Here is an 18,730-nt window from a genome sequence, read left to right on the forward strand (position 1 = left end):
GAAAGCACCGGTCTTGAAAACCGGCATACGTTAATAGCGTATCTAGGGTTCAAATCCCTATCTCTCCGCCACTTTTAAAAAAAACCGCTGTTCTTACAGCGGTTTTTTTGTATCTGCTGTTTTTTAACCGCTGTTATCGAAACTTCTAATTGATTTTTCTCTAGCTCTTTCTCCAAGTTTTTGCGTACCTACTTTGGGTTTAGTTTACGCAGTAATACCTTCAATCGAAGACATTTCCATACGTCTCATTTGGGCTTCAAATAGAGCTTTCTTAAGTCTCAACGTGGGATGCTTAAACGCATTTTGATAGAGTTCCAGTCTAAATACTGCGGATGCACTTGGAGAAAAAATGAAGCTACTTTACTGGTTAGATGAATGGCAAGCTCTTACTCAACAAGAACAAGAGATGGCTTTACCTATCTCTGGCTACGATTTACTTGATGATGTGTTTGTGAAGTATGAACTCGTCGATCTTAACAAGCCATTGTTGTTTACATTTTCTCCTTCCGGTACTGATGTGCAGGTACAAGATTTAACTCCGGATTTTTCTCTTTGGGGCTACGAGCTCGGAATACAACAACAAGTTAACATTATTGCCTTTCAACATTTAGGACAAAGTAATTGGTTCCGTAGTCGGAATTTGATTTTCTTTCTGGAGCAGCTATCTGAGTTGCTTCACCCCTTCCAATGTCGTTTGGGTTATGGGCAAAGTCGAGGTGGCTTTGCAATTGGCGCGTTCGCTAACTTGCTGAAATTAGAACATCTTTTGTTGTTTTATCCTGTTAGCACAAAAAATAAAGCGTTAGTGCCTTGGGATGATCGGCCGAGTACTGAGCTTGCTCAGCAGTTTGCTTGGGAAAGCGGCTATCATGATAGAGATTTGGGCAATGCCAAAGGTTATATTATTTATGACCCATCCAATCGCATTGATCGTCTTCATGCTGAACGTTATCCCGAGCTTACTCATTTGAAAGTCGTCGGTATGGGACACGGCACTCAATCCACACAATTAGATAAATTAGAATTTTTTAATCTGGTGGCGCAGGAGTTTGTTCGCCATCAAACCTTAGATATTGACCAATTTAATAAGCAAATTCACGCTTTGTTTTAAAAGAGGACTGATATCAGAGTCCCCTGTAACCAGGGGGAGATGATCACACACTAAAAACTAGATTTTTAACACAATTGCTAGGCGCAATTTAGATGGAGGATTAATGAAGTTACTGTACTGGTTGGATGAATGGCTGGCTCTTTCTCGTGAAGAACAGCAAACCAGGCTACCGATGTCCGGGGAGGACTTACTTGATGATGTATTTGTTAAGTATGAGTTTGTCGACCGCAATAAACCGTTGTTGTTCACCTTTTCCCCTGCTGGTACGAATCTACAAGTACAGGACTTACACTCAGACTTTGCGCCTTGGGGTTATCGCTTAGCCCAGAAACAAAAAGTAAATATTATTTCATTTCAGCATCTTGGGAAAAGTAACTGGTTTCGCAGCCGTAATTTGATTTTCTTTCTAGAGCAACTGTCGACTTTACTTGAGCCCTTTGAATGTCGTTTAGGCTATGGACTTAGCCGCGGTGGTTTTGCTATTGGTGCCTTTTCTAATCTATTAAAGTTGGATCAAGTATTGATGTTTCACCCGGTCAGCACAAAAAACAAAGTTTTGGTGCCATGGGATGATAGGCCAAGTACTGAACTTGCCCAACAATTTGATTGGGAAGGAAAGTATCACGACCTCGACCTTGGCGATGCAAAAGGCTATATCATTTATGATCCAACTAATGAAATCGACCGCCTTCACGCCAAACGCTACCCAGAGCTCACTCACTTAAGAGTCTTCGGGATGGGACATGGTACCCACGCGACGTATTTGAATAAATTCGGTTTTTATAAGCAAGTGGCCGTAGACTTTATACGTTATCAGAAGATAGATATAGCGCAGTTTCGTCATCAGACCAAAACGCTGCGCTTAAAAGAAGATTACTATCAGTGCCTTAACAAGGCGAATGCGAGCTCACAGCATCGTTTAAACTTACTGAGCACCGCTCATAATGTACTAATTGAAGAAAAGAAAGAACATGTGAAGGAGCATCAAGCGCAAATCGATATTCAGCCACTTGTTGATATTGCACTTAAGCATGAGTATGACAACCCGCAAGATGCAGTACAGCTTTTGGAAGTCGCTCAGCAGTTGGTTCCGAATGATCCCGTTGTGGAGCACAAGTTGCAGCAACTGTCGTAACGTTGAGATGTAATGCGGACGATATTGGTCGAAATAGGTCAGTGGCTTTTGTCGCTGGCCTTTTTAATAGCTTATGGATTGATATTTCGATGAAATCTAATGAAGCAGTACAAAATAAAAAGCCCAAGCAAATGCTTAGGCTCCATAAATGTTAATGCGAGTTTTAAAACTCTTTTGGCGCAAAGCCTGTCATCACATCAAGGCGAAGTTCTTTACCAACTTTTGTTAATGGGTGAACGATTACTAAGCCGCGTACGCGTTTTTTTAGTTTGCCTATGTCCGCTTGTTCTGCTTTGGTGATTTCACGAGAGAAAGGCATATCAAGTAAGCTTTTACGTTCTTTGTTCAGCTCATAGTTTTGCTTGTGCTTTAACTGGTTAAGCTTTTTGGTCAGCTGTTCTACTTCATCCGTGAACTTTGTAATCATTTCGTGATCACCACGAGAACGTGCCGCATCAAGTTTACGTTGGCATGTATCTAAACGGTTGTGCAGCTTTTGAATATCAGTTTTTATGCTCATGGTAATTTGGCTCAAATTTTAAATAGTCGAGGAGTATAGCATAGCTGAGGTCACACGCTCTACTATACTTCTCGATTGTCTGGCTTTAGTTAATCAGTTCATTGCCCGATACGTTACCAGAGAAAAAGGCTTCGACGTTATCAAGCGTCACAGAGGCAATATTATTAAGTGCTTCGTGAGTCAAGAATGCTTGGTGGCCAGTAAACAGCACGTTATGACAAGCCGATAAACGGCGGAAAACATCATCTACAATGACATCGTTAGATTTATCTTGGAAGAATAAGTCTTTTTCATTGTCATACACGTCTAGGCCAAGCGCACCAATCTTACCTTGTTTCAACGCTTCTATCGCCGCTAGTGAATCTAGCAACTCGCCTCGACTGGTGTTAATGATCATTACACCATCTTTCATTTGCGCGAAGGCTTTTTCGTTCAATAAGTGATAGTTTTCTTCACTCATTGGACAATGGAGAGAGATAATATCCGCATTAGCGTAGATTTCTTCAAGCGAACAGTAACGGGCTCCCATTTCTAGCGCTAATGGGTTTTCGTAGGGGTCGTAGCAAAGCAGTTCCATGCCAAGCCCTTTGAAGATACGCATCGTCGCGATACCAATCTTACCCGTACCAATAACACCAACGGTTTTTCCGAAAAAGTTAAAGCCAACAAGACCTTCTAACGAGAAGTTGGCGTCACGTGTCCGTTGGTAGGCCTTGTGAAGACGGCGGTTTAGACACATCATTAAACCAACCGTGTGCTCTGCCACTGCTTCTGGTGAGTAAGCAGGAACTCGAACCACTTGTAAGCCTAGTTCTTTGGCTGCTTGTTGATCAACTTTATCAAATCCCGCGCAGCGCATAGCAATAAGCTTGGTCCCGCCTAGAGAAAGCTGTTTAAGAACGGGAGCTGAAAGATCATCATTAACGAACGCACATACAACATCACTGCCGTGCGCCATCTTGGCTGTTTTTTCGGTTAGTCGGAAGTCGTGATAGTGAAATTCAAAATCGCGGTTATTTTTAATTTTATTAAAAGAGGCTTCGTCGTAGGATTTTGCACTAAAAAAAGCAATGTTAATCATGGTTCCCTCTCAAAAAGTACGGACTTTATAAATAAATATGCTTATAAAGTAATGCAACTTAGCCGCAATGAATAGAGAAATCTTCTTTTTGACTTTGTTGTATCAAATAACGATAAGAAGTACGCCTTTCAGCGAGTGCTATCTTACGGTTCCGCATTAGATACTGTTTGCTTTACGAGCATTAACTGACTAGCATTATCGCTCTTTTCTTGTTCACTTTATTAGCTTAGGCGTTACGACAATGTCAGTAAAATGGTTCTCTATGTTCTTGTGTTGTGTGTTTGCTTCGGGCACTCACGCAGCTGTTGACCTCGTTAAAGTCGACAAGTCTAAGCGTCGAATGTATTTGATGGAACAAGGAGCAGTGCTAAAAGAATACCGAATTGCTTTAGGAGCGAACCCGCAAGGACATAAACAAGAAGAGGGAGACAATCGCACGCCAGAGGGCGAATACACTCTAGATTATGTTATAGAGGACTCTGCTTTTTATCGTTCTGTGCATATCAGTTACCCTGATGCGATTGATACGTTGGAAGCGAAGCGCCGAGGTGTATCCCCTGGAGGGAACATCAAAATTCATGGCTTAAAAAACGGAGAGAGTCAGTTGCCGATTTATATCCAAAGTTTTGATTGGACTAATGGGTGTATTGCGATTACCAACGAGGAGATGGACGAATTTATCCAGCTCGTCGAGATGGGGACACCAATTCAGATTGAGTGGTAATAAAAGGTCCCCTTTAATGTTCTGGCTCTTATAGGCTATGGCATAAAGCGCTGTGGATGATCACTAAAAATACCGTCTAACTGAGGCAGGTATTTCAGTTTATTTGGATTGTTCACCGTATAGCACATCACTTTGTAACCGGCTTGTTGGAGTTTGTTTATCTGGCGAGTACGAACCCAGTTAATGTTTAGGTTGCAGCTATAGGCACTAACTTCTTCCAAAAGGCGTTTATCTTTTCTCGTAAAGAATTCACTTAACACACCCAATCGGTAGCCACTGCAGTATTTGTGCATCGCTCTAATGACGTCATGACTAAAGCTCGATAGGAGTATATTCTCTTGCGGCATTGGACTTTTTGCTAACGCATTGGCGAGAGTCTGCGCCACTTCTTCCGCTGGATGGTTGTCTACTTTAACTTCGATATTCAAGTTAAGCTTATTCTCAGTAGCTAAAGTGAGCAGTTCATCTAGTGTCACGATCTTCTCGCCTGAAAAGTCTGTGCTAAACCAACTACCGAAATCTAATGCTTTTAACTCTTCCAGGGTGAGCTCATCAACACGCCCTTGTCCATTGCTGCATCGATTGACGGTATGATCATGGCAAACCACTAAAACATTATCTTTGGTAGGCTGTATATCCACTTCCACCCACTTCAACCCCAGGTCAATGGCTGCCTGAATGCTTATTTTTGTATTCTCAGGGTATGAACCTGCCACGCCACGGTGACCAATTAATAACGTTTCCATTCGCTTTATCTTTTGCTTTGCGGTTGCCAGATTGTACTCGTTTTTTCTATGAAGATATATCTAGGTGCATATTGTTAGGAACCTTTAGTAAAAGTGAACATTAAACTCTAATGGCACGTTGCTGCTTCTTGGACTGAGTCCTGTGGACTTAAAGCATTAGAGTGTTAGTTGTTTAATTGGTAAATGAGTAATAAAATGCGAACCATTTTTATTTGAATGGTGAGTGGTAATGTCACGAGTTTTGATAGTCGATGATGACGTTCCTTTGTGTGAGCTGTTAGAAGCGGTTTTGCAAGAGGAGGGCTACATCGTCTCTTCTATACATTGCGGTGAAAGTGCGCTGCAATATATGGAAAAAACGCCTGTAGATCTTGTATTGCTTGATGTCATGTTACCAAACCTTAACGGTATGCAAGTTGCTCGTAGGATCTGTCAGCGCTTCGCGACACCTATCCTAATGCTTACCGCTCTCAACGATGAAAACTCGATGCTTGATGGTTACCAAGCGGGGGCCGATCAGTATATTGGAAAGCCCTTTAATGTCGCTGAGCTTCTAATGCGCATCAAAGCGATTCTTCGTCGTGTTGGCTTGGAACGTCAACGTCAGACGATGTGTAGTACCGTTCAAACGATCAGTGACCAGCTTAATAGCTTACCCCTCACAAGTACGGAAGCTGAACTATTGAGCTACTTGGTAAAAAACCAAGGAGTCGTGATTTCAAAAGCAGAGCTTCAAACTGAAGTGTTAAAGAAAGAGCTGAGTCCTTTTGATCGCAACCTTGATATGCACATCAGTAACATACGTCGCAAGTTAGTTGAAGCGGGGCTTTCCAAGCAACATATCAAAACCTTCCGTGGCAAAGGTTACAGTTATTTAGAGGCTGTAAACCGTTAATGAAGCTCCGGTGTCCACCTTTTATTGCAAAACGTAAAGATAGCTTAGCGTTCAAGTTATTTAGTTGCATGACCGCAATTGTCATTAGTATTTTGGTCGTGCAATCCTTAGCGGAACAAGCTCTGGTGAAAGCCATGTTGAAAGTGCCCGATAGTGTGCGAGAAGAAATGCTAGACCTTGCACATCAAGCCAATGTATTGATTGAGCACGGAGACATGGACGAACTTGCTGACTGGGCAAATGCGCAAAACTTTTATTTATTTGTGTTGAATGAACATCAGCAACCAGTTACGCACCGTCTGATGCATCCGCACTTCGAGTTCAAACTTCAATTTAAGAGAAGCATTGATGATCAACTTGAGGGGAAAGTGAATCGCCCCATCATCAATATTCCTTTAGTTCATGGCAATACTTTAGTGATTCAATTGCCACATCGACTGCACCCTGCAAATGACTTCATTCTGTATTTCTCTATTCTCAAAGTCGTGATTGCAGTGGTTATTTTGGCGCTCTTTTCGCTGCTAATGGCACGTAACTTACAGCAACCATTGGATCGATTGAGAGAAGCAAGCAAAAAGCTATCTAATGGCGATTTTAATGTCAGTGTCGTGAAAGAGCTGAAGTCGAGCACGCGTGAGTTTAACGAGTTAGCGCAAGATTTCGATCACATGACGCAACAGATTCATTCTCTCGCTGAAAAGCAGCGACTGCTTATAAGAGATGTCTCTCACGAATTGAGAACGCCGTTAGCGAGGCAGAACTTGGTTCTGCATCTTTTGCGAAAGCGTGTTGGAGAAAGTGAGCAAAGCCTAGTGGCAAGGCTAGAAGATGAAGCAAAAGAGCTAAACCATTTGATCAGCGATATATTGGAGTTCAGTCGCTTGGAAAATGCGCGCTTCGACAAAGCCACGAAACGCTGTGATTTAGAAGTTTTGCTCTCCCCGCAAGTAGAACGTTGCAAAATAGATTTGAAGTCAGAACAGACGTTGTCTTTCCGCTCAGAAGCTGTATGTGCTAAAGCCATTTGTGAAGAAACGCTGGTCATTCGTTGTTTGAACAATCTTATTGGTAATGCCATTAAATATTCAGGACCAGCATCTCAGATAGAAGTTTCTCTGGAAAATTATGTCAAAGAAGGGCAGCAGTTCACCACCATGTCAGTATCTGATGATGGGCCTGGTATTCCAGAGAACAAGCTGGTCGATATTTTTGATCCGTTTACACGCTTAGATGCTTCTAGAGATAAAAAGCTTGGTGGCTACGGTTTAGGTCTTGCGATTGTCAAAGAATCCATGCGTATTATGGGTGGAGCAGTCACGGCGAAAAACCGTGAGCAAGGCGGTTTGAGGGTTACTTTAGTGTTCAAGCAATAAGTATGATTAAGTCGTAATTTTTGTGATTAATGTCACATTATCATGGCGCATCATCAGAGAGTACTTTACAAAAGTTTGCAAATGCAAAGAATGTAAATTTAATGCAAATGGTAATACTTATCACTTATATTCACCCGCGAAATAATTAAGAGGGAATCGCATTCAACAAGTATGTGACCCGAAAAATAATAATCGGAGTGAAAGGATATGTTTACTAAGAGCCATTTGGCGTTAGTGATCGGTGCAGTGTTAGCAACACCTGCAGTGGCGGAAGTTCAAACAGACGAACATGTAGTTGTAGAAGGTCGAGAGTTCGGCTACAAGGCAGATACAAACAGTACAGCAATGCGCATGGAAATGACGCAGCTGGAAACGCCGGGACAAGTAGCGGTTATCGATGAAACGGTAATTGATGAGCAGCGTGCAAGTACACTTGGTGAAGTGCTACGTAACGATGCAAGTGTTAGCGCGGGTGGTACAAGCCGTAACCGCGAACGTTTCTCTCTACGTGGTTTTGAACTTAGCAGTTCAGACGGTTTTCTTCGTGATGGTCGTCAACACTGGTCACACTACCGTCAGCCAATTGAGCTTTTAGAGCGTGTTGAAGTGCTTAAAGGTCCATCAGGTCTGCTATACGGTAAATCTGAGCCGGGTGGTTTGGTAAACATGGTTTCGAAAAAACCAACAACTCAAACACAAGCAAGTTTGAGTCAAGATCTAGGTTCGAATGATCACTCACGCACTGTGCTTGATGTGAGTGGCGCGCTAAATGATGCAGAGACACTGCGAGCGCGCGCAATTTTTGCCAAAGAAAGCTACGGCTCTTGGCGCAGGTACGGTGATGGCACTGAGCCTAAAACAGATCGTACGGTAGCTGGCCTAGTGGTTGAGTACGATATCACAGACAACTTTATGGTATCGGCTCATTACGATCGCACGAAAGACGACGGTAGCGTGGACTCTGGCGCATACATTGTTGATGGCAAAGCGGTTCGCGGTGATAAGTACATTTGGGATGCGCAGTGGTCTGAAATTGATAACGAAGTAGAAAACTACGGTGTCGATATTAATGCGCAAGTCACGGATAACGTGAACGTAAAAGCAGGTTACAACCGCCAAGACTTTAAGCGTTTTGATGTAGAGTCTTACCCTAAGTTTGATCAGTATGAAGAGTTAAATACGATTAAGCATCGAGGCAACGATCGCTCCGATAATTGGGTATTTGATACTGCATATATAGATGTGACGACGGACTTTACTTTGTTCGGTACGGAAAACACGTTGTTAGTGGGCGCTAACTACTTAGATTACAGTTATGATCGCTTTATGGCATTTCATAATGAGGCGAGTATTGCGCCAGGAGAAACGGTGCCTAAGCCTAGCTATAGTAGTTCGAGGAAATCACCAACAGCTGAGTACGATACTTGGGGTATCTACGCGCAAAATATGATGACGATTAATGATTACTGGCAAGTGCTTGCAGGTGTTCGTTATGACGAAAAGCGTGATGATGAACTGACCGAAAACCAAGTTTCTCCAAAGTTAGGTGTGATATTCCACCCAGCGACGAATGGCTCGGTTTACGTTCAGTATTCTGAAAGCTTCATGCCTCAAGGTGAAGTCAGCAACGGTAGTCGTACCTACATCAATGAAGGTGAGAAACTCGACGCTGAGCGTGGTATCTCTTATGAAATCGGTACGAAGTGGGAACTGTTTGATCAGCGTTTATTTGTATCTGGTGCTGTGTTTGATATCACGTTAGAGAACATCTCGCTGGATGTTGAAAGCGGCAAAGACGCGGGCGGCAATCTCCTACACAAGAAAACGCAAGGTGGTGAGCAAGTTCACAAAGGCGCTGAGTTAATGGCTCAAGGTTTTGTGACCCCAGAGTTGTCGCTAACCGCTTCTGCAATGTATTTGGATGCAGAGCTTAAGAAGGCAGAAAGATATGAAGGTAACCGCCCTGTAGACGTGCCAGAGTTCTCGGCAAGTCTATGGTCTAGCTACAAGGTTCAAGACAACACTAACTTAAACCTTGGTTTGATTTATGAAGGTGATCGCTACGGTGATGCAAAGAACACCTTCAAGAAAGATGGCTACGCTCGCGTTGATATGGGCGTGTCATACAAACATAAGTACGATGAGAACTTGGATATTATTGCTCGATTCAATGTCGAAAACTTATTCGATACTGACTACTTCGCAGGTGGTGGTAGCACGAATGGCGAGCAAAAAGGTGCGAGTGGGGTTGTGGTTGGAGAAAGCCGCAACTACATGGCAACAATCCAGTTCAAGTACTGATAACAATTTGATTATTAAAGGGGAAGGGTAGTCTTCCCCTTTGGTCGTTTTTGGAACACAGAAATATAACTCGTATGAATCTAATGAAATCAAGTATCGCTCTGTTGATATCATCGGTTTTGATTCCCGCTCACGCGGCGAACTTAAACGATGCACAAGCTGTGCAGAGTAAAACAAACCAGTCGTCGGCGGTAAGCCAAAAACGTATTGATGCAAGCGCAGAAAAATCACTTACTCTAGAAGCTGAAATTGAGCAGCTGCAAGAGGAAGTCGGTAACTTGAAGATTTATCGCGATCATCTTGCAAGCCTTGTTGAGAGCCAAAATCAAGAAGTTGATAGCTTGAACGAGCAAATTGAGCAGATTGCTCAAACTCGTCAAGGTGTCGTGCCTTTGATGTATCACATGCTTGAAGGCTTAAAAGCGCTCGTTGCTAACGACAAACCTATACGCAAAGCGCAACGTGAGGAACGAATTGCAAAGCTGGATTCCATGATGACGCGTGCAGACGTTGCGGATGCAGAGAAGTTTCGTCGTATTTTAGAAGCGTACCAAATTGAAATGGATTACGGCACCAAGCTTGGCGTTTACCAAGGCAAGATTAACCTGGGTGACAATGAAGCTGTGGAGGCGGACATTCTCTATTTAGGGCGTTTGTCTTTGGTAGCACGTAGCTTATCTGGTGAGACATTCTGGAGCTGGTCACAGCAACAACAAGCATGGCAACAAGTGGGTTCTGAGCAAAAATCAGAGCTAGATAAAGCGTTCGCTATGGCGAATAAACAGATCGCGCCGAGTATGTTAACTCTGCCAGTGTCGTTAACCGCTGCGGAGGGCAAATAAATGATGAAAAAATGGTTATCGGTTGCACTAATCTCGACAGCCGCATTAATGCCTCATACAACTGTTGCTAGTGATGCGTTGTTACAAAAGGCGCAGCAAGAAAATCGTCAACAGCAATCGCACAATGTCACGCGTGAATCAGGTTTTAAGAAAACAGAGCAAGAGCTACAGGCTATAAAGAATAAATTGGCCGCAGAGCGAGCTGCTCTTCAAGCAGAAGCGGATTCATTAAGTGTTACTTTCGGTGAAAACGAAGCGGAACTGGCGCAGCTAGAAGAAAAGCTACGTCTAGAAACCGGGAGCTTAGGTGAGCTATTTGGCGTCGTTCGCCAGAACGCAAAAGAGCTAGAGTCAGAGCTCAAGAGCTCAGTAACGGGTGTAGATGCAAACTCATATCAGAAAGATATCGATGCTATTGTTGCGGCTAAATCACTGCCAACGTTGACCCAACTTCAGGCGATGTGGCACAGCATGGAAGAACAAATCAAAGCAAGCGGTGAAATGGCAAACGTCTCTTTCACACTGCTAAATGGCGAAGGTCGTGAACAAACGGTTAATGGTGTTCGTCTTGGTTCTATGGCGCTGCTGGATGAGACTGGCTACGTTAAGTGGAATGGTCAACGCGGAGACGCGGTAAACTATCTTCGTCAGCCTGAGAACGGTCCAACAGCGAATACTATTTCCTCTGGTGACATTGATGCACTTGTCATTGATCCGTCACGTGGCATTCTTCTTGAACAGCTTGCAAACTCACCGACTTTGGCTGATCGCCTAAATGCGGGTGGCGTTGTCGGCAAAATCATCCTTGGCTTATTGGCTATCGGCCTATTGATTGCGCTCGTACGTGGTGCATCACTGATGATTTCGCGCCAGAAAATCATGAAGCAACTGAAAACCCCAGCGCAGCCAGGAAACAACCCTTTGGGTCGCGTGCTTGCGGTATACCAGAAAGACAAGCATCGCAGCGTAGAAGCGTTAGAACTACGTCTTTTGGAAGCTGTTGTTGATGAGCAAACCCACCTAGAAAAAGGGTTGTCGATGCTTAAGCTTCTTGCAGCTCTAGCTCCTATGCTTGGTCTACTAGGCACGGTAACGGGTATGATCGAAACCTTCCAGGTCATCACTCAATTTGGTAATGGTGATCCGAAAGTAATGGCGGGTGGTATTTCAATGGCACTTGTGACTACCGTACTTGGCCTTGTTTCAGCCATGCCTTTGCTATTAGCGCACAACGTATTGAGCTCTCAAGCAGAAAATATTCGCAGTATCTTAGAAAAACAAGGCATCGGTTTAGTTGCAGAACAAGCTGAGCGTGATATGCCGAGTAACAAAAGCCATTCTAACACCTTAGCGGAGAACGCAGCGTAATGGAGCAGATCCTACTCAGCACATTGGGTTTGATCAGTGAGGATTGGGCCACAACCTTGATGAGCTTTATGCAGCAAGGTGGTCAAATCCTATGGTGGTTGGCCGCCGTCGTGGCGGTGTGCTGGCTGTTGGTTATGGAGCGAGTTATTTATCTCACAACGGTTTTCCCTGGGGTAAAAAAACAGCTTTGTGAGCAGTGGCAAGCAAGATCAGAGCACCACTCTTGGTACGCGCATCAAATCCGTGAAGGATGGATTGCAAAAGCGCAAATCGAACTGCGCCAAAACCTATCGACTATTAAGCTACTTGTGGCGGTTTGCCCAATGCTAGGGTTGTTAGGGACGGTGACAGGCATGATTACGGTGTTTGACGTAATGGCATCGCAAGGCAGCAGCAATCCGAAATTGATGGCTTCTGGTATCTCACTTGCTACGCTGCCAACCATGGCGGGTATGGTAGCAGCGCTTGCGGGCATGTTTATTCATGCTCGCCTTAGCAAAGTGTGTGAACGAAAAGCTATCCAGTTAGAACAATCTTTAAGGAGTCAAAAGTGAGACTCGGACGCAGACCTAACCAACAAGATGAAGCTCAAGTCGATTTAACCTCGATGCTTGATATCGTCTTCATCATGTTGATCTTCTTCATTGTGACCAGTTCGTTTGTACGTGAATCCGGTGTAGAAGTGAATCGCCCTCAGGCTTCTAATGTAGTAAGCCAAAAAGACGCGGGCATTTTTATCGCAGTAACGGCAGCGAATGATGTGTACATCGACAAACGAGTGGTTGATATTGAGCGTGTTGAGGCCTCTATTGAGCACCTGTTACTTGATCAGCCTGATGCTTCGTTAGTTATCCAAGCTGACGAGCATGCTTACAATGGCACTGTCGTGAAAGTGATGGACGCTGCAAAGGCGGCAGGTGTGAAGAACATTGCATTGGCGGCGGAGAAACCTTAATGGGCAGGCTGTTACTTGCACTACCAGCATCACTGTTAATTTCTGTGAGCTTGTTTAGCTTTATGGCGTGGATGGTTGATAAAGGCAACCAGCGTGCGCCAGAAGCTTCAGAAGCCGTTCGTTTTGATATGGTGATGGTAGAGAATGAAGCAGACGTGCAGCGTCGTCAACGTTCAGTGCCGGAGCAACCAGAACCACCTCAAGCGCCGGAGCCAATGGATCTGTCTCAAGCTGACACTCAAATGGAACCAATGAGTCAGATGACGCCAGTCAGTGCTTTAGGTTTAAACACTGCCCTTGAAGGCATCGCGATTAGTGCACCAAACTTGAAGGGAACAATGGGCAACCAGCAAGCACTGCCGTTGTATCGTGTTGATCCTCGCTATCCAAGTAAGGCGCTGAAACGTAGAGTGGAAGGTTATGTCATTATGCGTTTCACGATCGATGCAACTGGACGACCAAAAGATATTGAAGTGATCGAGGCTGAGCCCGAGCGCATGTTTGAAAGGGAAGCAATCCGTGCGCTTAAAAAATGGAAGTATCAGCCAAAAGTTGAGGATGGTGTGTCAATTGAGCAGTTCGGACAAACCGCTAAAGTGGAGTTCAAGTTAGCCAAATGATGAAAAAATTCTTAATCGGTACGGTATTAAGCCTGAGTGCACTCTCAACCATTGCCAGTGAGTTAAGCCAATACACCGCAGCGAGAGTTCAACGAGCACATAATTTGGCTCAAGAAGAGAAACTGAAAGAAGCGATTTCATCTCTTGAAGCTATGGAGCTTTCTCGTGGATATGACCAAGCTTATGTCGCTCGAATGTTGGGTATTTTTTACTGGCAGAACGAGCAAACTCAAGCGGCGATTAAGCAACTTGAGTTGGCAGTCAATAGTGGTTTGCTACAAGATGAGCAAGCATGGCAAACCCGAAAAATGTTGGCTGATATACTGCTGAACGAGCAACGTTTTTCTAAGGCTTTACCTCATTACTATGCCTTGAGCAAAAACATTCCTAAAGGTCAAAAAGCGCATGAGCTATGGCTGCGTATTTCCCAATCTCATTATCAACTGAGTCAGTGGCAAAAAGTGCTTTCAGCAATGGCTCGTTATGAGAAATTTGGTCAGCCAGACAAGCTTGGCGCATTGTCGATAAAGCTTTCTGCTGAGCTAGAACTGAAAAAGTGGAAGCCGGCAATCTCGACCATCAAACGCTTAATCGTGATTGAACCTGAGCGAATTGAATGGTGGCGTCAGCTTGTTGCTCTATACCTACGGGTTGATGACAACAAACGTGCCCTAGACTCTTTGGCGTTGGCAAAACTGAAAGGGTTACAACTTAGCCAAGATGACTTAAAGCTGCTGGCACAATTGTACGCGAAACGAGGTATTCCTGAGAGAGCTGCGTTGGTGATGAACGAGCTAGAGGATGTAAACTCGAATAGTAAGCTAAAAGCTCAGCAAGCAACGTATTGGCAAATGGCAAAAGAGTGGGAAGAGTCTATTGATAGCTGGCGTATTGCAGCTCAGCTAGATAGGCAGTATTACTGGAACTATTCTCAACTGTTGGTGCAAGAAGGCCATTATAAAGATGCCATTGCCGCGCTCGATAAGGTCAGAGGTCGTAAAGCGGATGTTGCACTTATCAAAACTCGCGCTTACTACAAACTTAAGCGGTTTGACGATGCGCTCGCTAATGCCAAAAGAGCGAATGAGATTAAGCCATCGAATCAGGCAAAGAGTTGGGTTAAGTATCTATCACAGCTACGCAAAGTAGAATCGACGCAGAACTCATAGCGAACATTTTTATTAAATACCCGAGCTCAGTCTCGGGTATTTTTTTGTCTAAAGTCATAAAGGCTATTTATTGTATGAGCTTTTCATAAAAAGCTAATGCATCAAATGGTCGGGAGAAAAAAGGGCTTTTCTCTATATATTCTTGATGTACCTTGCTCAGTGTTTCAAACTTTTCTCTCGATGTAGGTTCGATATGAAAAGTTAGGCTTTCAGTCGATTCTACAAGCTTTAATGTTGAGGTTCTTGAAGCGTTATTTTTTGCTATTAATAGATAATATGCTAGCTCTTGCTTCTCTTTTAATACACAAGCCTCAAAAGCTTTCTCGCTTAAAAACGGCAGAACAGGAGTTAATGCTTCTATATGCTTCTTTGAATACTCTAGGGTTTGTTTGTCAGGTGTATTCTGGTCTGCCATAGATTCGCACAGCTTTATCTTAGCACCATAATTATCGATAGATTGGCTTACGTTGTTAAACAAACTGGCTTCAAACTTTTCACTTGCGAAAGTGACACTTGAGAAAAGTGATAAGAGAATTATTCCAACATTCTTGTTCATATTTTTCCTTCTGAACTACACCATAACGTTTGGCTAGCATCAGAAAATCTTCTCTATCTAACCCTGCACTAACTTCTTAGCTTACCTTTTTTATCTAGTTTATGGATAGCTTTTAAGCTTTTCATTAAATATACATAAAGGCGCATTTTGGTGGAGTCTATCCCACTTTTTAGTATTGGAAATATCATTAAATTTTGAGTCATTAAAATTGATAGGGTTATTATCTAGAGGGTAGGCAATCGGTAACTCGCATTGGGCCAAATAGCTAAAACATGTGCAAGCCAAGCTGAATTGAAAAAGTAAACAATGTAAATTAAATGCCAATACGAATGATTATCACCTAAATTATGCCCCACATTTATTGGTGATGATTGTTTCTATGTTGCTTAAAAGCAAAGGTGTTCAAACTTGGGCTCGCCGCCTACATATCTATATTTCGATGGCTCTTCTCTTAGTTACGCTGTTTTTTGCAGTAACTGGTATTACCCTCAATCGCCCCGAATTGTTTGAACGCAGTGAACCTATCATTCAACAACATACTCTGACGGTTCCGCACTCAGTTCTATTCTCACATTCAGATACCTTTCAACCTAATCGTGAAGAACTGGTAGCTTTCTTGACTAAAGAAACCGAGCTTCGCGGCACTCCCTCCGCACTAGATGTGTATACCGAAGTTGAGCAAGGTGAGTTGTTACTCGGAGAGCTTTCTATGGATTTTAAAGGCCCGGGTTATAACGCTACGGTCTTTATTGATATGACTACTGGTGCAGCAGACGTCGAAACGACGCACTACGGTATTGTTGCGCTGCTGAACGATCTACATAAAGGACGCAACAGTGGTGGGATTTGGAAGTGGTTTATCGACGTCACTGCGCTTTTGATGGTGTTTTTTGTTCTTACAGGCGTGTGCTTGTTACTGCCTAAGAAGAAGACGCTCAGAACGTCAATGCAATGGATGAGCTTTGGTACGTTACTGTCGCTCGTAATTTATTTTGTTGCTGTTCCATAACAGCTTTTTTAGAGAACACTTATGTTGAACACAGGAAGATTTTTCCGCCGTAATCACTTTTGTAAAGCCGCTTTGATCGCGGCTTTTACTCCTTTCTCTCTTTCCGCGGCGCCTCTACCAGATAACGCGAAGGTCGACTTCGAACTCGAACTTCCAAAGATAGATACCTCAATGTATGCACGCCCTTATGTGGCGGTTTGGGTTGAAAACGATCAGCGTAAACCGGTTAAAACCATCCAGTTATGGGTAGGGAAAGACGAATGGTTAAAAGATCTACGCAGCTGGTGGAGAAAAGCGGGTCGTTATGATCGTGAACTTGTTGATGCGGTGACTTCTGCAACACGTCCTGCTGGTCAATACCGCTTTGTCTGGGATGGAACCAATGACGCAGGGGAGCGTTTGGAACAAGGAAATTACACGTTGTACGTCGAGGTCGTTCGTGAACACGGTGGGCGAAACTACTTGCGTCAAAAAATAACGCTAGCGGACAGTGACGTGCGCTATGAGCTTAAACCAACACAAGAGACGGGTGTCATCACCGTCAATTATCAAGTTAAGTGATTAAAGGACACAACAATGAAAACCAAAATGAAAGCAGTGGCATTGGCGAGTGTAATGGCAATGGGATTGGCTGTAACCACCACCGCACAAGCACATCCACGTTGGGTTCTGCCCTCTCACTTTACGGTTTCTAAAGAAGGCGGTGACTGGCTGACATTTGATGTTACTGCCTCTCACGGAACGTTTGTTTTTGATAAGCCTGCGGGTAGTGATCAGGCATTTGTGGTGATGCCGGATGGCCGCTCTGAGCGTCCTAACTTTGTTGTTCGTGGCAAGCGTCGCTCTATGTTTGATTTCTTTTTTACAGAAGAAGGCACGCACAAAGTCGCGATTAATAATCAGCCGAGCTACTACACACAATACAAAGCGGGCCGTCGTGATACGGTGAAATGGGCGCGAGCAAACAAAGCTGAGCGTGGTGACGTGCTTCCTGAGCAAGCGCGTGATGTGGTTACTCAACTAAGTTACACCCGAGCAGAAAGCTACATTACGGTTGGTATGCCAACGGACAAAGCGTTGGAGATTGAAGGCAAAATGCTGGAGATGAAACCGATCACGCATCCATCGGACATCATTGAAGGTGAGCCTGTGACTTTCCAGTTTTTCTTTAACGGAGAGCCACAAGAGGGCGTTACTGCTGAGATTACACGTGAAGGTACCATGTACCGAAACCATCAAGAACAAATCGATGTGGTGAGCGATAAAGATGGCAAAGTGATCTTCACGCCAGAAGTCGCTGGGCGCTACTTAATGAAAGCGAACTACAAAGGTGAATTAAAAGATAATCCATTGGCGGATAAAGCGAGTGCCAATGTTCATCTTACGTTTGAAACTCAACTTAACTAATCGAATTAGGCTCAGCAATTGCTGGGCCATTTTGGAATTATCATGAATAACACTTCTCTTCTAAAAGCGGTTTTGCTTTTTTCTGGATTTGCGTCCTTTCACGCTGCTGCACATTTTCCTCTGATGAGCTGTCACTTGGCGCAAGATAAAGTGATTTGTGAAGCGGGCTACTCGGATGGATCGACAGCGGTCGACTACGATGTCGAAATGTACGATTACGACGACAATCTGATCGCCAAAGAAAAAACAGATAAGCGTTCCATCGCAGAATTTACTCACCCTGAAACAGATTTCTATTTGGTATTTGATGCCGGACATGAAAGCCCGGTGGAAGTGGATATCGTTGAGCTGAAAGAGAAATGAGTGTACAGAAAGTTCGCCCTGATGATGGTAACCGAGAAGGAAAGTGGGTCGCACTGACAATCGCAGCAATTCTCAGTTCAGCAGCCATACTTATGCCCTACCATCAGGTCGCGACTGAAAAGCCAGACATGCAGTCTCATCAAGTGTTAATCACGGATTTACATCAAAATGAGTTGGGGTTGATCGCTGAGCTTAAGCTCGCTCATGAAGAGATTCGTGATTTGCAGTTAGATACCGGAACTTGGCCTGAGATCTCTGATATGGAGGTGCTTTGGATTGCTCCGTTCGTGAAAGACCAAAACTGGAAGCGTAAAGGTTCTCATCAGTGGCAACGAATTGATGACGGTGTCTACATTGGCGTGAAGACCAGTGCCCAAGGCTCTGCTTCCATGCTGTTGGATAGCCGCAGTTCTCAAGCTGATATTTGGTTTAATGATTCTAGCCGTTCGTTAAATGTGGAGGGACTAAGCGATCTAGCTAAACGCCACGATTTCGGCTGGAAACAAATCGTTCTGTCAGACTCTTCCTCTCACTCTCACGCCCATTAAGACAACA

At 43.9% G+C, this 18,730-nt stretch carries 21 protein-coding genes; 17 read left to right on the top strand and 4 right to left on the bottom strand.

Annotated elements, in window-relative coordinates:
• Positions 1–349 precede the first annotated feature (349 nt).
• Both R8N28_RS21390 and R8N28_RS21395 read left to right on the top strand, forming a co-directional pair.
• Positions 350–1,111, top strand: coding sequence for a cytosolic protein (locus tag R8N28_RS21390; RefSeq protein WP_065275610.1), 762 nt, complete (start codon positions 350–352; stop codon positions 1,109–1,111).
• Between the two features lie 103 nt (positions 1,112–1,214).
• Positions 1,215–2,246 carry a hypothetical protein gene (locus R8N28_RS21395; RefSeq protein ID WP_005374275.1) on the top strand — a complete coding sequence of 344 codons (1,032 nt, stop codon included), beginning with the start codon at positions 1,215–1,217 and terminating at the stop codon, positions 2,244–2,246.
• A gap of 163 nt (positions 2,247–2,409) precedes the next feature.
• Here R8N28_RS21395 and R8N28_RS21400 read toward each other — a convergent pair whose 3' ends face one another.
• Together R8N28_RS21400 and R8N28_RS21405 are read right to left on the bottom strand one after the other, a co-directional pair.
• Entirely contained in the window at positions 2,410–2,766 is a 357-nt protein-coding gene (locus R8N28_RS21400) for a YibL family ribosome-associated protein (RefSeq protein WP_005374274.1), read from the bottom strand.
• A gap of 85 nt (positions 2,767–2,851) precedes the next feature.
• Complete coding sequence (locus tag R8N28_RS21405; protein ID WP_065275611.1) at positions 2,852–3,847, bottom strand: 2-hydroxyacid dehydrogenase; 996 nt, start codon at positions 3,845–3,847, stop codon at positions 2,852–2,854.
• Positions 3,848–4,088: 241 nt separating this feature from the next.
• Between R8N28_RS21405 and R8N28_RS21410 the strand changes: the two genes are divergently transcribed.
• Entirely contained in the window at positions 4,089–4,571 is a 483-nt protein-coding gene (locus tag R8N28_RS21410; protein WP_005374271.1) for a L,D-transpeptidase family protein, read from the top strand.
• 35 nt (positions 4,572–4,606) lie between these two features.
• On the opposite strand, the gene R8N28_RS21415 is transcribed toward R8N28_RS21410, so the two are convergent.
• Positions 4,607–5,317, bottom strand: coding sequence for a glycerophosphodiester phosphodiesterase family protein (locus tag R8N28_RS21415; RefSeq protein WP_065275612.1), 711 nt, complete (start codon positions 5,315–5,317; stop codon positions 4,607–4,609).
• Positions 5,318–5,546: 229 nt separating this feature from the next.
• Between R8N28_RS21415 and R8N28_RS21420 the strand changes: the two genes are divergently transcribed.
• The 9 genes from R8N28_RS21420 (at position 5,547) to R8N28_RS21460 (ending at position 14,840) form a co-directional block, all read left to right on the top strand.
• Entirely contained in the window at positions 5,547–6,212 is a 666-nt protein-coding gene (locus R8N28_RS21420) for a response regulator transcription factor (protein ID WP_065275613.1), read from the top strand.
• On the top strand, positions 6,212–7,585 hold the full coding sequence (locus tag R8N28_RS21425) for a sensor histidine kinase (RefSeq protein WP_017819704.1): 1,374 nt from the start codon (positions 6,212–6,214) through the stop codon (positions 7,583–7,585). Before R8N28_RS21420 ends, R8N28_RS21425 begins: the two co-directional genes overlap by 1 nt.
• Positions 7,586–7,792: 207 nt before the next feature.
• Positions 7,793–9,886 (top strand): TonB-dependent siderophore receptor, encoded by a 2,094-nt coding sequence (locus tag R8N28_RS21430; protein WP_065275094.1) that lies wholly within the window; start codon positions 7,793–7,795, stop codon positions 9,884–9,886.
• 74 nt (positions 9,887–9,960) lie between these two features.
• Positions 9,961–10,728 (top strand): DUF3450 domain-containing protein, encoded by a 768-nt coding sequence (locus R8N28_RS21435; RefSeq protein ID WP_054574483.1) that lies wholly within the window; start codon positions 9,961–9,963, stop codon positions 10,726–10,728.
• A complete protein-coding gene (locus R8N28_RS21440; protein ID WP_065275095.1) occupies positions 10,729–12,096 on the top strand; it encodes a MotA/TolQ/ExbB proton channel family protein in 1,368 nt (455 codons plus the stop codon).
• The gene (locus R8N28_RS21445; protein ID WP_017635540.1) at positions 12,096–12,650 is read left to right on the top strand and encodes a MotA/TolQ/ExbB proton channel family protein; all 555 of its coding nucleotides are present in this window, start codon (positions 12,096–12,098) and stop codon (positions 12,648–12,650) included. The genes R8N28_RS21440 and R8N28_RS21445 overlap by 1 nt, the downstream gene beginning before the upstream one ends.
• Positions 12,647–13,051, top strand: coding sequence for an ExbD/TolR family protein (locus R8N28_RS21450; protein ID WP_005374257.1), 405 nt, complete (start codon positions 12,647–12,649; stop codon positions 13,049–13,051). The genes R8N28_RS21445 and R8N28_RS21450 overlap by 4 nt, the downstream gene beginning before the upstream one ends.
• A complete protein-coding gene (locus tag R8N28_RS21455) occupies positions 13,051–13,671 on the top strand; it encodes an energy transducer TonB (protein ID WP_005374256.1) in 621 nt (206 codons plus the stop codon). The genes R8N28_RS21450 and R8N28_RS21455 overlap by 1 nt, the downstream gene beginning before the upstream one ends.
• Positions 13,668–14,840 carry a tetratricopeptide repeat protein gene (locus tag R8N28_RS21460; RefSeq protein WP_017635539.1) on the top strand — a complete coding sequence of 391 codons (1,173 nt, stop codon included), beginning with the start codon at positions 13,668–13,670 and terminating at the stop codon, positions 14,838–14,840. Before R8N28_RS21455 ends, R8N28_RS21460 begins: the two co-directional genes overlap by 4 nt.
• Before the next feature lie 67 nt (positions 14,841–14,907).
• Here R8N28_RS21460 and R8N28_RS21465 read toward each other — a convergent pair whose 3' ends face one another.
• Positions 14,908–15,396, bottom strand: coding sequence for a hypothetical protein (locus R8N28_RS21465; RefSeq protein WP_042523421.1), 489 nt, complete (start codon positions 15,394–15,396; stop codon positions 14,908–14,910).
• A 379-nt stretch (positions 15,397–15,775) separates the two neighbouring features.
• On the opposite strand from R8N28_RS21465, the gene R8N28_RS21470 reads away from it, so the two are divergent.
• Genes R8N28_RS21470 through R8N28_RS21490 form a run of 5 tightly spaced genes read left to right on the top strand, consistent with a single transcriptional unit; the run spans position 15,776 to position 18,723 of the window.
• Complete coding sequence (locus R8N28_RS21470) at positions 15,776–16,405, top strand: PepSY-associated TM helix domain-containing protein (protein ID WP_021035904.1); 630 nt, start codon at positions 15,776–15,778, stop codon at positions 16,403–16,405.
• Positions 16,406–16,426: 21 nt separating this feature from the next.
• Entirely contained in the window at positions 16,427–16,966 is a 540-nt protein-coding gene (locus tag R8N28_RS21475) for a DUF2271 domain-containing protein (protein ID WP_017635538.1), read from the top strand.
• Between the two features lie 15 nt (positions 16,967–16,981).
• Positions 16,982–17,812, top strand: coding sequence for a DUF4198 domain-containing protein (locus R8N28_RS21480; RefSeq protein ID WP_005374252.1), 831 nt, complete (start codon positions 16,982–16,984; stop codon positions 17,810–17,812).
• A gap of 42 nt (positions 17,813–17,854) precedes the next feature.
• Positions 17,855–18,175 (top strand): hypothetical protein, encoded by a 321-nt coding sequence (locus tag R8N28_RS21485; protein WP_005374251.1) that lies wholly within the window; start codon positions 17,855–17,857, stop codon positions 18,173–18,175.
• Positions 18,172–18,723: a DUF6162 family protein gene (locus R8N28_RS21490; RefSeq protein WP_005374250.1), complete on the top strand. Its 552-nt coding sequence runs from the start codon at positions 18,172–18,174 to the stop codon at positions 18,721–18,723. Before R8N28_RS21485 ends, R8N28_RS21490 begins: the two co-directional genes overlap by 4 nt.
• Positions 18,724–18,730: the final 7 nt, after the last annotated feature.

This window comes from Vibrio sp. Vb1554 (genome assembly GCF_033344235.1).